Source organism: Actinomadura rugatobispora, from assembly GCF_042656285.1.
In the GTDB taxonomy this organism is placed as follows: Bacteria; Actinomycetota; Actinomycetes; order Streptosporangiales; family Streptosporangiaceae; genus Spirillospora; species Spirillospora rugatobispora.
Window position 1 is genome coordinate 19535 of sequence record NZ_JBHSON010000112.1, and the last position, 13895, is coordinate 33429.

Consider the following 13895-nt stretch of genomic DNA (forward strand, 5'->3'; position numbering starts at 1 on the left):
CTCACATGCGGAAGACGCCGAAGCCTCCCCCGGCGCCGCGGATCGGGGCGTTGTGCACGACCGACAGGCACAGGCCCAGCACCGTGCGGGTGTCGCGCGGGTCGATCACCCCGTCGTCGTACAGCCGCCCGGACAGGAAGAACGGCAGCGACTCGGCCTCGATCTGGCTCTCCACCATCTCCCGCATCGCCCGGTCCTGCTCCTCGTCGTACACCTGGCCACCTGTTTCCGCGCCCCGCGCCATGGCCGCCTGCCGGGCGACGATCGACAGCACCCCGGCCAGCTGCTGCGGGCCCATCACCGCCGACTTCGCGCTCGGCCAGGTGAACAGGAACCGGGGATCGTAGGCCCGCCCGCACATCCCGTAGTTGCCCGCGCCGTAGGAGGCCCCCATGACCAGCGTCAGGTGCGGCACCGTGCTGTTGGCCACCGCGTTGATCATCAGCGCGCCGTGCTTGATGATCCCGGCCTGCTCGTACTCCTTGCCGACCATGTAGCCGGTGGTGTTGTGCAGGAACAGCAGCGGCGTGTCGCTCTGGTTGGCCAGCTGGATGAACTGCGCGGCCTTCTGCGCCTCCTGGCTGAACAGCACGCCCTGCGCGTTGGCGAGGATCCCGACCGGATAGCCGTGCAGCCGCGCCCAGCCCGTGACGAGGCTGGTTCCGTACAGCGGCTTGAACTCGTCGAACTCGGAGTCGTCCACCACGCGGGCGATCACCTCGCGCGGGTCGAACGGGATCTTCAGGTCCGCCGGGACGATCCCCGCCAGCTCCTCGGGGTCGTACAGCGGCTCCCTGGACGGCGCGGGCGCCGGACCGGCCTTGCGGTGGTTGAGCCGGGCGACGATGCGCCGCCCCAGCCGGATCGCGTCGGCCTCGTCCACCGCCATGTGATCGGCCAGGCCGGAGGAGCGGGCGTGCATCTCGGCGCCGCCCAGCTCCTCGTCATCGGCCTCCTCGCCGGTGGCCATCTTCACCAGCGGAGGCCCGCCCAGGAACACCTTCGCGCGCTCCTTCACCATGACGACGTGGTCGCACATCCCCGGGATGTACGCGCCGCCCGCCGTGGAGTTGCCGAAGACCAGCGCGATCGTCGGGATCCCGGCCGCCGACAGCCGGGTCAGGTCGCGGAACATCCGCCCGCCCGGAATGAAGATCTCCTTCTGGGTGGGCAGGTCGGCGCCGCCGGACTCGACCAGGTTGATCAGCGGCAGCCGGTTCTCCAGCGCGATGTCGGAGGCCCGGAAGCTCTTCTTGAGCGTCCAGGGGTTGCTGGCCCCGCCCCGCACCGTCGGATCGTTGGCGACGATCATGCACTCGACGCCCTCGACCACGCCGATCCCGGTGACGACACCGGCCCCGACCTGGAAGTCGCTGCCCCAGGCCGCCAGCGGGCTCAGCTCCAGGAACGGCGCGTCGGGGTCCAGCAGCAGCTCGATCCGCTCGCGGGCGAGCAGCTTGCCGCGCCCGCGATGCCGGGCCACGTACTTCTCGCCGCCGCCCAGCAGCACCTTCTCGTGTTCGGCCGCCAGCTCGTCCAGCTTGGCGAGCATCGCCTCGCGCCGCTCCCGGTACTCGGGTCCCTGCGCGTCCAGGGTGCTCTTGAGGGTCACAGGATCGCCTCCGGGACGTCGACGAGGCGGGACCGCAGCCATTCGCCGAGGGCCTTGCCCTGCGGATCGAAGCGGGTCGACGCCGAGACTCCCTCCTGCAGCAGCCCTTCGACGACGAAGTTGACCGCGCGGAGGTTGGGCAGGGTGTGGCGCGTGACGGGGAGGTCGCGCGTCTCGGGGAGGAGCGCGGCGAGCCGTTCCGCCGTGAGGAAGCCGTCGAGCCAGCGCCACTGCTCGGCGGTACGGGCCCAGACGCCGATGTTGGCGTCACCGCCCTTGTCTCCGCTGCGCGCCCCGGCGACCCGTCCGAGCGGGACCCGCACCAGCGGCCCTGGGACGGGGGCGGATGGACGCCTCGGCGACGGCGTTTCGTCCACCGCCGCCGCGCCGCACCCCTCGACGACCCGGCGGGTGCCGTCGGGCAGCACGGCGACATGCTCGATCTCCCCGTTGGGCACGAACGCCGGCGCGTAGACGCCGCAGGGGCTCCCCTTGCCCGGCGGCGAGGTCATCGTGAAGCCCGGATACCCGGCGAGCGCCAGTTCGACGGCCGCGCCGCTGAACGCCCGGCCCACCTTCTCCGGGTCGGGGTCCAGCACGGCGCAGCGCAGCAGGGCCGTGGCCTCCCCCTGCGTCCCGGGGTCGGAGGCGGGGGCGCCGATCATCGTCCACTCCACCTTCGCCGGACGGTCACCGCCGAGGACCGCCTCCAGCTGGGCGCGGGCGAAGTCCGCCTTGCCGTGGACGTCCAGCCCGGTGAGCACGAAGGTCATCTCGTTGCGGTGGCCGCCCAGGTGGTTGAGGCACACCTTGGTGGTCGCGGGCGGCGGGGAGCCTCTCGTCCCGGTGACGGCGACCCGGTCCGGGCCCTCCTGGCGCAGCTCGATGGTGTCGAACCGGGTCGTCACGTCCGGGCCGGCGTAGGCGGGGCCGCCGATCTCGTACAGGAGCTGGGCCGTGACGGTCTCCACGGTGACGGCGCCGCCGGTGCCCTCGTGCTTGGTGATGACGCTGGAGCCGTCGGAGTGGATCTCGGCGAGCGGGAAGCCCGGCACGGCCGGACCGCCCGGCGCCTTTACGTTGTAGATTTCTTGGAAGAAGGCGTAGTTGCCGCCGGTCGCCTGCGCCCCGCACTCCAGCACATGCCCGGCCACGGTGGCGCCGGCGAGGGCGTCCCAGTCGTCGCGGGCCCATCCGAAGTGCGCGGCGGCCGGGCCGGCCACCAGCGAGGCGTCGGTGACGCGCCCGGTCACCACGATGTCGGCGCCGTCCCGCAGGCACTCGGCGATCCCCCAGGCGCCCAGATAGGCGTTGGCGGTCAGCGGAGCCCCGTACCGCGGGTGGACGAAGCCCAGCTCCTCGGCCCGGGGCAGCAGATCGTCGCCCTCCACATGGGCGACGCGGACCCGGACACCGGCCCGCTCGGCCAGCGCCCGCAGCCGCTCGGCCAGCCCGGCCGGGTTGAGCCCGCCCGCATTGGTGACGATCTTCGTGCCGCGCCCGGCGGCCAGGCCCAGGCACTCCTCCATCTGCCGCAGGAAGGTCGCCGCGTACCCGGCGCCGGGGTCCTTCAGCCTCCCCCTGCCGAGGATCAGCATGGTCAGCTCGGCCAGGTAGTCGCCGGTCAGGACGTCCAGCGGGCCGCCCTCCAGCATCTCCCGCACCGCCTCGAAGCGGTCGCCGTAGAAGCCCGAGGCGTTGCCGATCCGCAGTGGACGACTCTGGGGTCGCGTCATGTGCTGCACCCTGCCAGCCGGGCGATAAAAAATCAATCGTGCTTGATTGCTTTGCCGTTCCACCGTTTGGTTGACTGGACGCGCAGCCGAGCCGAGGAAGCGATGACCACGCAGGCACTCCCCCGCGAACCGCAGCAGGACCGCAGCCGCGCCACCCGCGCGCGGCTGCTCGAGGCCGCCGTCGGCTGCCTGGCCTCCGTGGGCTGGGCCGGCACGACCGTGGCCGTGGTCGCCGAGCGCGCCGGGGTGTCCCGCGGGGCCGCCCAGCACCACTTCCGCACCCGCGAGGAGCTGGTCACCGCGGCCGTCGAGTACGGCTCGGACGTGCGCACCGCGCGCATGCGCGAGCACCTGGACGGCCTGGCCGGGCGGCGGCCGTCCACCCTGGAGGTGCTCACCTCCCTGGCCGAGATGTACACCAGCCCGCTGTTCCGGGCCGCCCTGCAGCTGTGGGTCGCCGCGGCCTCCGACGAGCAGCTGCGCGCGCGGGTCGTCCCGCTGGAGGCCAAGGTCGGCCGGGAGGCGCACCGGCTGACGGTGGAGGCGCTGGGCGCCGACGAGAGCGTGCCCGGCGTGCGGGAGAGCGTGCAGGCCACCCTCGATCTCGTGCGCGGCCTGGGCCTGGCCGACCTGCTGACCGACGACTCGGCCCGCCGCTCGCGGCTCCTGCGGCAGTGGGCCGCCACCCTCGAACCGGTCCTGCACCGCTCGCCGCCGCCGTCCGGCTAGCCGTTCGGCCGCGCCTGTTCGATCAGCGGGTCGCCGTGGGTGTCGACGAAGTCGCGGGCGGCCTGGCAGAAGGCCCGGACCCGGTTGGTCTCGCCGGCGGTCCGCCACACCAGCCGCCACTGGAAGGGCAGCCCATCGCTGATCGGGACGTAGGCGATATCCGGGCGGACGTCGTACAGGCTGGCGTGGGTGGGGACGGGGAAGATGCCCCGTCCCGCGCCGACCAGGGCGAACATCTCCTGGATGGTGCCGAACTCCACGCCCCGCTCGATGGGTCGCCCGCCGGGCGCATGGGTCGGAACGGAGAGGGCTTCGAGTTCGTCGGGGACCCCGCGGGGGCGTAGCACCTTGTCGCGGGCAAGGTCGTCCAGGCAGACCGACTCGCGGCGCGCGAAAGGATGCCTGGCCGAGACGGCGAGGACCGGGGGCTCCTGGAACAGGACCGGGCTCTCGCTGAGGTCGGGGGCCATTCCCGGAGCGGCCAGAAGCAGGATGTCGACGGCGTCGCCGTACAGCAGGCCCAGGCCGTCGGCGTAGCGGCTCTCCTGGATGTGGACCTGGCAGGCGGGGTGCCTGGCGTGGAAGACCTCCGCGACCTGGAGGACGAACTGGGCGACGACGGTGCCGAGGAATCCGACGCGCAGCGCCCCGTCGATGCCGCGGCCTGCGGCGACGGCTCGCTCGACCCCGTCGAGGATCTGCTGGTAGGCGGGGCGCAGGTCGTCATAGAGCCGCCGGCCGATCGGGGTCAGGGCCACCCGGCGGCTGGTGCGGTCGAACAGGGCCGCCCCCACCGCCCGCTCGATCTTCTTGATCGTCTTGCTGACCATGGCCACCGAGATGTGCAACCGCTCGGCGCTGCGACCGAAGTGCAGTTCCTCGCCGACCGTCAGGAAGATCTCGATCTCGCGCTGTTCCACAGCGCCTCCGTCCGTCAACCCCGGGGTTAACGATCCTTGCACGGCTGATCGTTGTTCGCGATCCCCCGCCACCCGAGAGTGGGGGTGTGACCGAAAACGGTACGACCAGGGCAAACGAAGGAGAGAACAGATGGGCGCGAACGAACTGACCCTCGTTCTGGGCGGGACCGGAAAGACCGGCCGCCGCGTCGTGCGACTGCTGACCGGCCGCGACCTCCCGGTCCGGATCGGCTCCCGCTCCGGCGGCGTGCCCTTCGCCTGGGAGGACCCCGCGACCTGGGAGCCCGCCCTCGAAGGCGTGCGCGCGGTGTACGTCTCCTACTACCCGGACGTGGCCGCCCCCGGGGCCCCCGAGGCGATCGGCGCCTTCGCCGAACTCGCGGTGCGCTCCGGCGCCCGGCGGCTGGTGCTGCTCTCGGGACGCGGCGAGGAGGAGGCCGTGGCGTCCGAGAAGGCCCTGGCCGCTTCGGGCGCCGACTGGACCGTCCTGCGCGCCGCCTGGTTCGCCCAGAACTTCAGCGAGGGCTACCTGCTCGACCCCGTCCTGGGAGGCCAGGTCACCCTGCCCGCGGGGAACGTCGGCGAGCCGTTCGTGGACATCGACGACATCGCCGAGGTCGCCGCGGCCGTCCTCACTCAGGACGGGCACACCGGCCGCGTCTACGAGATGACCGGACCGCGGCTGCTCACCTTCACCGAAGCCGTCGCCGCCATCGGCGCCGCCGCCGGTCGCGACCTCTCCTTCGTCCGGATTCCCGCCGACGACTTCGCCGCCGCGCTGTCGGCCGAAGGCGTGCCCGACGACGTCACCGGCCTGCTGACCTACCTGTTCACCACGATCCTGGACGGCCGCAACTCCAGCGTCGGCGACGGCGTCCGGCAGGTGCTGGGCCGTCCTGCCCGGGACTTCTCCGACTACGCCAGGGACACCGCCGCCACCGGCGTCTGGAACCGGAAGGACGCGAGATGAGACTCCTGCAGACCGGCACGCTCCTGACCGCCGTCATCTTCGCCGGGCTCATGGCCGGGCTGTTCGTGGGCTTCGTCTGCGGGGTCATGCCCGGCCTGGCCAGAGCGTCCGACCGCACCCTCGTCGACGCGATGCAGGGCATCAACAAGGGCATCCTCAATCCCGTGTTCATGCTCATGTTCGTCGGCTCGATCCCCGTCATCGGGCTGGCCGCCCTGCTCGCCTTCCGAGGGCATGGACGCGAGGCGGCGCCCTGGCTCGTCGCCGCACTGGTGCTCTACGTGGTCGCGTTCATCGTCACCATGGCCGCCAACGTCCCTCTCAACGACCAGCTCGACAGGGCAGGTGACCCCGAGCGCATCCACGACATCGCAGCGGTCCGCGACCAGTACGAAAGCAAGTGGGTCGCTTGGAACATCGTCCGTGCCCTGCTGCACACCGCCTCGTTCGCCTGCCTGGCCTGGGCCCTGGTCCTGTACGGGGCGCACCGGCTCGCCGAGGACCCGGGCACCGCCTCGTCCGCCAAGCCCTCGGCGTACACCGCGACGGACACCGGCCACCTGAACGCCGTCCCCCACCACATCGACCGGCCGCGCCCTCCGGCCCACACCTGACCCTCACCGGCGACCGCGCCGCCTGGAGTTCCCTCCGCCAGGCGGCGCGATGCTCGTTCTCGAGCACGTTCATGACGGACTCCGCCCGGGTCTCGCCCGCCGCACCCCCGTCGTCTCCGCCGTGGCGTGGACAGGCGGACACGCCCGAACGCGCAGCGGCCGTGAGGGGCGTCTCGAGGTCACCTCGAAACGATCAACCCGAGGTCAACGGGAGTTCTTCCCGAGAGGATCTTGTGTTCGCACCTGGCGCCTAACGTCGACGCCCGCTGTGTCGGATTCGATGTGCGGCCTGGGGGCGGGTCGCCTCACAGGGAGGAGCGCGGGATGGGCGAAGAGACTCGGTCTGCCCAGGACCCGGTTTTCACTCGGCGCCGGATGCTGGGGGCGGGCCTTGCCGCAGGAGGTGCGGCGTTGTGGCAGATGGCGCCCAACGTTCACAAGGCTCTGGCGGCACCTCCGCCGAGCAGGCGCCCGTCACTGAACGACATCGAGCATGTCGTGCTCCTCATGCAGGAGAACCGGAGCTTCGACCACTACTTCGGGACCATGTCGGGTGTGGCGGGTTTCTCGGATCCGGATGCGATCCGGTTGTCGACGGGGCGTAACGTTTTCCACCAGCCGACGGACAAGAACCCGTACGGTTACGTGCTTCCCTTCCACCTCGACAGTCGCACGACGGCGGCGCAAGGGATGCCGACGGCCGGCGACTACGCGTGGAACCCGTCGCACATGGCGTGGAACGGCGGCAGGATGGACCAATGGCTGCCTGCCAGTTATCGCTATATCCAGGGCGACCAGAGCCGCATTCCGCTGCTGATGGGATACTTCGACGAGCAGGACCTCCCGTTTCACCGGGCGCTGGCCGATGCGTTCACCATCTGCGACAACTACTTCTGCTCGGTCCTCGGGTCCACCACCCCGAACCGGGTCATGTGGGAAACCGGAACCATCGATCCCAACGGAACGGCCGGTGGCCCCATTCTCATCAACAATATGAACGTCAACAGGTGGAGGACCTACGCGGAGGACCTCACCGATGCCGGCGTGAGCTGGAAATTCTACTGGGAACAAGGAGGAATGCGGAGCCAGGCCTACCCGTATTTCCAGGCGTACCGAGACGCACCGGCGAACTCGCCCCTCTATGAGAACACCCGGACGCCTTCCGCTCCCGGCCAGTTCGAGTACGACGCGCTCAATGATCGGCTTCCGGCCGTGAGCTGGCTGTTCCCTCCGGCAGGGCAGAACGAGCATCCCAATCAATCCATGCCCGCCGCCGGGGCGCAGTACATCGCCTCGAAGATCGACGCCATCGCCGCGAACCCGGATGTGTGGGCCAAGACCGTGTTCATCCTGGTTTGGGACGAGAACGGCGGCATGTTCGACCACGTCCCGCCGCCGACCCCACCGGCCGGCACTCCCGACGAGTTCGTGACCAAGACCTCCCCGGGGGGCGTCAACGGCGGCGGCCTTCCCATCGGTGCGGGCTTCCGTGTCGGTTGCATCGTCGTCTCGCCGTGGACGGCGGGTGGCTGGGTGTGCAGCGAGCCGTTCGAGCACACCTCGAACCTGCGGCTACTGGAGCGGGTGACGGGCGTGGAGTGCTCCAACATCAGTGCCTGGCGGAGGGAGACCTTCGGCGATCTCACCTCGGCCTTCCGCTTCCGCGGCAAACCGGCTGAACCGCCCACGATGCCCAGCACGGCAGGGAACCTCGCGTTGGCCCACTACGAGGTGGCGAACCTGCCCGCACCGGTCGCCCCCAGCGGGCGGCAGGTCCCCCCGGTCCAAGCCCCCGGACGGCGGCCCGTCGTCCCACCCGGCCACGGCAGGTGACGGCCGGGCCAAGCCGGACCACCCTCACCCCTGCCGGTCGGCGGGACGGGTGAGGCGGACGTCCTCGGACCCCCGGCCCGGACAGGTGAGCCGGGCCGGGGCGGGACACGCGGGCGGGCCCCGCGGTGGGTCGTCCGCGGGGCCCTCCCTCCGGGCGGTGATCAGTCGTTGAGCTGTTCGAGGGTGCGGCCCTTGGTCTCGACGGCGAACAGGGCGGTGACGGCGCCGGCGGCGGCGACGCAGCCCAGGACGGTGAACACGGTGACGAGGCCGCCGCCGGCCCCGATGTCGGCGCCGACCACGACCGGGCCGATAATCACGCCGAGCCGGTGCCAGACCCCGCCGAAGGAGGCGCCCAGCGCGCGGCTGCGGGTCGGGTAGAGCTCGGGCGTGTAGAGGTAGAGGCTGACGTTGGTGGCGTACACGAACAGGGTCGCGACCGAGGCCCAGACCGCCACCTGGCCGCCCGACACGGCGCCCGACAGGGCCAGGGGGATCAGGGCCGCGGCGGCGCCGCCCATGCCGACGGCCAGCGCGGGGCGGCGGCCGACGCGGTCGATGACCAGCGCGACAATGAGGCAGCCGAGCAGGCCGGTGATGTTGCTGAGCGGCGTGAACCGCAGCGCGGCCCCCAGGTCGAGGCCGAAGTCCTTGGTGTAGAGGGACGGCAGCCAGGCCGTGATGCGGTGGTTGACGTAGTAGGCGAAGAACCAAGCAGCGAGATCACCACGGTGCGGCGCAGGTAGCGTCCGGCGAACAGGTCGCGCACGGTGCTGCGGCCGGTGCGGACGGCATCGGGCGCGAACAAGGGGGCCGCGCGGACCGGTGTATCTTTGCGTTGAGGCTTCGCACCCTCGCGTCGAGATCTTTCCGCCGCCCCCGGGCGGCCACCGGAGGGAGGCCGGGCCGGGCGGCAGCACCGCCCGCCGATCGTCGATGACACGCAGAACCCCGGGCCGCCCCGACGCGGTCGACCTGATCCTCGAGCAGTGGCGGCGCGAACTGCCCGCCGTCGACGCCTCCCCCATGGAGGTCTTCGGCCGCCTGCACCGCAGCTTCCTGCGCTACCAGAGCCTCCTGTCGGAGCTGTTCGACCGCTACGACCTCAACATGGCCTCCTTCGACATGCTCGCCACCCTGCGCCGCTCGGGCCCTCCGTACCGCCGCACCGCCGGCGAGCTCGCCGAGATCTCCCTGCTCACCACCGGGGGCATCTCCCTGCGCCTCGACCGGCTCGAGAAGGCGGGCCTGGTCGTGCGGGAACGCGACGCCGAGGACCGGCGGGTCGTGTACGCGCGGCTCACCGACAAGGGCCTGGAGGTCGCCGGCAGCGTCGCCCGCGCCCACTTCGCCAACGAGGCCCGCATGCTCGACGGCCTCACCGACGCCGAGCGCCGCCAGCTCGGCCGCCTGCTCAGCAAGCTGGAACGCTCGCTGGAGAAGGCCGAGCGGACGCCGTCACTGCCCCGCGGTCAGCTCCCCGCCCAGGGCAACGGCTCCTCGTCCATCCCCCAGTAGACGCTCTTGTTCCTGGTGTAGCCGAGAATCCCGGCGCGGCCCTTCTCCGTGCCGATGCCGCTCTCCTTCCAGCCGCCGAACGGCGTGGAGACGCTGAACTGCTTGTAGGTGTTCACCCACACCGTCCCGGCCTCGACGCGCCGCGCCACCCGCCAGGCCGCCCGGTAGTCGCGGGTCCAGACGCCGCACGCCAGCCCGTACACGGTGTCGTTGGCCTGCCGGACCAGGTCCTCCTCGTCGGTGAACGGCAGCGCCACCAGCACCGGGCCGAAGATCTCCTCCTGGCACGTCGCCGCGTCGTTCGGCAGCCCGTCCAGCACGGTCGGCAGGTAGTAGGCGCCCGCGGCATACCCCTCCCCCTCCGGGGCCCGGCCGCCGCACAGCACCCGGGCGCCCTCGGCGCGGGCCCGGTCGACCATCGCCGCCACCCGGTCCCGGTGCGCGTGCGTGACCAGCGGCGCCACCTGTGTGGCCGGGTCGTCCCCCGGCCCGACCCGCAGCTTCTCCGTCGCCCGCACGATCCGGTCGAGCACCTCGTCGTACCGGTCGGCGTGGACGAACAGCCGCGAGCCCGCCACGCAGCTCTGCCCCGAGGACGAGAAGACCCCGAAGAGCACCCCGGCCACCGCCTGGTCCACGTCGGCGTCGGGCAGCACGATCGTCGGCGACTTGCCGCCCAGTTCCAGCGACACCGGCATGATCTTCTCCGCGGCCGCCGCGCCGATCTTCCGTCCCGTCGCGGTCCCGCCGGTGAAGCTGACCTTCCCGACCCCCGGATGCCGCACGATCGCGTCCCCGACGATGCCGCCTGGCCCCGGCAGCACCGACAGCAGCCCCGCCGGCAGCCCGGACTCGGAGATCAGCCGGCCCAGCGCCAGCGACACCAGCGGCGTCCACTCGGCGGGCTTGAGGATCACCGCGTTCCCGGCCGCGAGAGCCGGCGCGACCTTCTGGGCGTCGCTGGCGATCGGCGAGTTCCACGGGGTGATCGCGCCGACCACCCCGATCGGCTCGTGCAGGCTCACCGTGAGGTACGGGCCTCGCGGCGGCGTCCAGGCGTCCTCCAGGGTCTCCAGCGCCCCGGCGAAGTAGCGGAACGTCCCCGCCGCGCTGGCCACCAGCGCCCTGGTCTCGTTGATGGACTTGCCAGTGTCGGCGGTCTGCAGCCGGGCCAGATCCTCGGCCCGCTCCGCGATCAGGTCGGCGATCCGCACCAGGACGCGGGCCCGCTCGTGCGGGAGCAGGTCCCGCCAGCCCGGCTCGGCGGCGGCCCGCCGCCCCGCCTCGACCGCCTCGTCCACGTCCCCGGCCGAGGCCTGGCGCAGCCCGGCGATCACCGCGCCGGTCGCGGGATCGCGGGTCTCGGCATAGGCCCCGCCCCCCTGCCGCCACTGGCCGCCGACAAGGATCTCGTCCGTCACACGCATAGAGCAGCCCCTCCAGAGGTCCGGATGTGCCGACTATATCTTTGCACTAAACCTTCTGCGACAGTCGGCGGGGCGCACTGCCGACCTCGGAGTTCTGGTCTGACTCATCAGCCCTCGGCCGGTGCGAGCGAGGCGATCATCCGCGGGTCGAGCCCGACGGCCGGGTCGATCTCACGGGCGGCCCGAAGAGCGGCCGAGAGGGTGGCGGCGGCCAGATGGGCGAGGTCGTCCCGGGTGAGGTCGCGGTGCTCGAGGTGATCGATGAGGATCTCGTCGAGGTAGCCGACCCAGCCGCCCATGGTCGTGCGCAGAGCGGGACGCACGGGCTCGGCGACACCCAGGGCGTTCAGCAGGCGGACGGCGCCCTGCCAGCGCAGATCCTCGATGATCGCGTGGACCTGCGGGTCGGACCCGTTCCCGCCGCGCATCAGGGCGAGGAACCCCTTGGCGTTGGCCTCCATGTGGGCGATGTGCCGGGAAAGCGCGTCGTGGAGCAGCTCCGCGGGCGTGTCGCCCACCGGCGCCGACTCATGGACGGCCTTCAGCCGGTCGGCGGCGGCGAGGATCGTCGCGAGATAGAGCCCCCGCTTGTTGGTGAAGTGATGGGCGATGAGGCCGTAGGCGACGTCGGCGCGCCGGGCGATCTCGGCGGTCGTCACCTCGTCGTAGGCGCGCTCGGCGAACAGCGCCGAGGCCGCCTCGATCAGCAGGGCGCGGCGGTCGGTGGATGTCACGGGACTCCGGGGTTGACGGTCTGGATGCGCTGAACCTATCGTCCCGACTGATTGATTATCAGTCAAGGAGGAGCGGATGGGCGGTATGACGTTGCGGGACGCCCCGGTGCTGGTGACCGGGGCCTCCAGCGGGATCGGCCGGGCGCTGGCCTTCGCGCTGGCCGGGCGGGGCGCCCGGCTGGCGATCGCCGCCCGCCGCACGGCCAACCTCACCGAGATCGCCGATCAGATAGCGGCGGAACACGAACGTCCAGTGATCATCGAGGCCGACCTGTCACGCGCCGGCGCCGCGGCGACGCTGGCCGAGCAGGCTCTCGCCGAACTGGGATCGGTGCGGGTCCTGATCAACAACGCCGGGGTGGCGGTGGTGGGCGCCCAGGGCACCCTGGGGGACGACGCCCAGGTCCGCGCATTGTTCGAGACCAACTTCTGGTCCCCGCTCGCGCTGACCCGCGCACTGCTCCCGGGTCTCCAGGCCGTCGCCAACGTCACCTCCAGCCTCCAGGCCGTGCCCATCCCCTCGCTCGCCTACTACGGCGCGTCCAAGGCCGCCCTGGCCCACGCGACACGCACCCTCCGCCACGAGCTGGCCGACGTCTCGGTCCTGGAAGTGGTGCCCGGCGCCACCGACACCGACGCCCGCGACATCGACCTGCTGCCCTGGCGCTCGACCCCGATGCGCACCCCGCCGCCCGTCTCCCCGGAATCCGCCGCCGACGCCATCGTCACCGCCCTGGAACGCGGCCGCACACGCCGCGTCCACCCACGCACCTCACTGCTACCGCTGGAACTCCCAGCAATCGGCCGCCTGATCGCCCGCACCGTAACCCGCCGCCTGACCCTCACCCAATAAAGGCCCAGCACGCCCCACCCCACAAAGAACAACTTGGCACCCAAACCCAGGCTGCCCGTCCACCCCCAACACTTCCGCCCGAACGGGAACACGCCCACACCGATCGGTTGCGTACAGCCAACTCCAGAAAGGGCCGCGGACGCCCTCAGACCAAGCCGTCCGCGGGTGTAAGGCCGCCGAGTGCACCTGGCCGTGGTAAGCCAAGGTGCAAGCGCGGCGCCTTGCTGGACTGCTGAACTCTTGGGCGGGCGCAGCCTGGGCCGCCCGTTCTACCCGCCCACAAGCCCATGGCCCAGGCAGCAAGACCATGGTGGGCGCGTATCGGTCCAAATCAAGCTGTAAACGTCGACACCACGCACCGAAGAAGCACCGCGCCTCTCAACACCACAAATACAGCTAGCCACCGCAGTCGCGCGATAGCCGCAGCGATCACGTCTGACCACCCGCCTCATAGAGGCCGACACGATAGAAGCGGCACAAGCCTCGGGCACGCACAGCTCCCACCGCCAAGACTCCCGCGCCCAAGCCCCCGGCCTGTACTCGCTGGTGGAGGCCCGCGCCACCCTCGACCAGGCCGACACCTGGCCTCGCCCGCCAGCGCTACGCCTTCCACATCGTGGACACCGACGCGGCGTGGCGATGCAGGCGTCAGGCGAGTACAGCTGGCGCCAGGAGCAGCCCATCGCCGTGCGTCGGGTTCTCACGGGTCGCGTCAGGAGTCGGCCCTACGGCGGCGGCCCGCTGTCAGCGCTTCCTCGCCCACAGCTACGCCGCCCAACGCACCGCGGACACTAACTCGGGTGACAGTCGAGGGCATCGGGGTGTGTACGGGTCGCGTCAGGAGGAGGCGCAGCGTCTGGGACGGCTGCTGCGGCCCAAGTCCTCCGGGCAGGGCGCCCGGTTCTACGCGGTGGTGGCGCGTGACACGCTCGATCAGGACTACGCCGCC

Annotated in this window: 12 protein-coding genes and 1 pseudogene; 7 read left to right on the top strand and 6 right to left on the bottom strand. The window is 71.6% G+C overall.

Annotation, left to right across the window (positions count from 1 at the left end):
- Position 1: 1 nt before the first annotated feature.
- Both ACFPZN_RS48100 and ACFPZN_RS48105 read right to left on the bottom strand, forming a co-directional pair.
- Positions 2 to 1552, bottom strand: coding sequence for an acyl-CoA carboxylase subunit beta (locus ACFPZN_RS48100; protein WP_378290465.1), 1551 nt, complete (start codon positions 1550 to 1552; stop codon positions 2 to 4).
- A gap of 56 nt (positions 1553 to 1608) precedes the next feature.
- Positions 1609 to 3348, bottom strand: a complete 1740-nt coding sequence (locus tag ACFPZN_RS48105) for an acyclic terpene utilization AtuA family protein (protein WP_378290442.1) — start codon at positions 3346 to 3348, stop codon at positions 1609 to 1611.
- A 102-nt stretch (positions 3349 to 3450) separates the two neighbouring features.
- Here ACFPZN_RS48105 and ACFPZN_RS48110 point away from each other — a divergent pair, with 102 nt between their 5' ends.
- Positions 3451 to 4077 carry a TetR/AcrR family transcriptional regulator gene (locus tag ACFPZN_RS48110; RefSeq protein WP_378290444.1) on the top strand — a complete coding sequence of 209 codons (627 nt, stop codon included), beginning with the start codon at positions 3451 to 3453 and terminating at the stop codon, positions 4075 to 4077.
- Here ACFPZN_RS48110 and ACFPZN_RS48115 read toward each other — a convergent pair.
- Positions 4074 to 4997, bottom strand: coding sequence for a LysR family transcriptional regulator (locus ACFPZN_RS48115; RefSeq protein ID WP_378290446.1), 924 nt, complete (start codon positions 4995 to 4997; stop codon positions 4074 to 4076). The genes ACFPZN_RS48110 and ACFPZN_RS48115 overlap by 4 nt on opposite strands.
- 130 nt (positions 4998 to 5127) lie before the next feature.
- Here ACFPZN_RS48115 and ACFPZN_RS48120 point away from each other — a divergent pair, with 130 nt between their 5' ends.
- The 3 genes from ACFPZN_RS48120 to ACFPZN_RS48130 all read left to right on the top strand — a co-directional run bounded on the left by ACFPZN_RS48120 (position 5128) and on the right by ACFPZN_RS48130 (position 8414).
- Complete coding sequence (locus ACFPZN_RS48120) at positions 5128 to 5967, top strand: Rossmann-fold NAD(P)-binding domain-containing protein (RefSeq protein WP_378290448.1); 840 nt, start codon at positions 5128 to 5130, stop codon at positions 5965 to 5967.
- Complete coding sequence (locus tag ACFPZN_RS48125) at positions 5964 to 6581, top strand: anthrone oxygenase family protein (protein WP_378290450.1); 618 nt, start codon at positions 5964 to 5966, stop codon at positions 6579 to 6581. The genes ACFPZN_RS48120 and ACFPZN_RS48125 overlap by 4 nt, the downstream gene beginning before the upstream one ends.
- Positions 6582 to 6905: 324 nt before the next feature.
- Complete coding sequence (locus tag ACFPZN_RS48130; protein ID WP_378290452.1) at positions 6906 to 8414, top strand: alkaline phosphatase family protein; 1509 nt, start codon at positions 6906 to 6908, stop codon at positions 8412 to 8414.
- A gap of 161 nt (positions 8415 to 8575) precedes the next feature.
- Here ACFPZN_RS48130 and ACFPZN_RS48135 read toward each other — a convergent pair whose 3' ends face one another.
- The gene (locus ACFPZN_RS48135) at positions 8576 to 9334 is read right to left on the bottom strand and encodes an MFS transporter (RefSeq protein ID WP_378290454.1); all 759 of its coding nucleotides are present in this window, start codon (positions 9332 to 9334) and stop codon (positions 8576 to 8578) included.
- Positions 9335 to 9350: 16 nt separating this feature from the next.
- Here ACFPZN_RS48135 and ACFPZN_RS48140 point away from each other — a divergent pair, with 16 nt between their 5' ends.
- On the top strand, positions 9351 to 9932 hold the full coding sequence (locus ACFPZN_RS48140) for a MarR family winged helix-turn-helix transcriptional regulator (RefSeq protein ID WP_378290456.1): 582 nt from the start codon (positions 9351 to 9353) through the stop codon (positions 9930 to 9932).
- Here ACFPZN_RS48140 and ACFPZN_RS48145 read toward each other — a convergent pair.
- Together ACFPZN_RS48145 and ACFPZN_RS48150 are read right to left on the bottom strand one after the other, a co-directional pair.
- Positions 9887 to 11359, bottom strand: coding sequence for an aldehyde dehydrogenase (locus tag ACFPZN_RS48145; protein ID WP_378290458.1), 1473 nt, complete (start codon positions 11357 to 11359; stop codon positions 9887 to 9889). The genes ACFPZN_RS48140 and ACFPZN_RS48145 overlap by 46 nt on opposite strands.
- A 107-nt stretch (positions 11360 to 11466) precedes the next feature.
- Positions 11467 to 12093 carry a TetR/AcrR family transcriptional regulator gene (locus tag ACFPZN_RS48150; RefSeq protein ID WP_378290460.1) on the bottom strand — a complete coding sequence of 209 codons (627 nt, stop codon included), beginning with the start codon at positions 12091 to 12093 and terminating at the stop codon, positions 11467 to 11469.
- A 76-nt stretch (positions 12094 to 12169) separates the two neighbouring features.
- On the opposite strand from ACFPZN_RS48150, the gene ACFPZN_RS48155 reads away from it, so the two are divergent.
- Positions 12170 to 12946: an SDR family NAD(P)-dependent oxidoreductase gene (locus ACFPZN_RS48155; RefSeq protein ID WP_378290462.1), complete on the top strand. Its 777-nt coding sequence runs from the start codon at positions 12170 to 12172 to the stop codon at positions 12944 to 12946.
- 820 nt (positions 12947 to 13766) lie between these two features.
- Positions 13767 to 13895, top strand: a pseudogene (locus ACFPZN_RS48160) (hypothetical protein); the annotation flags it as partial.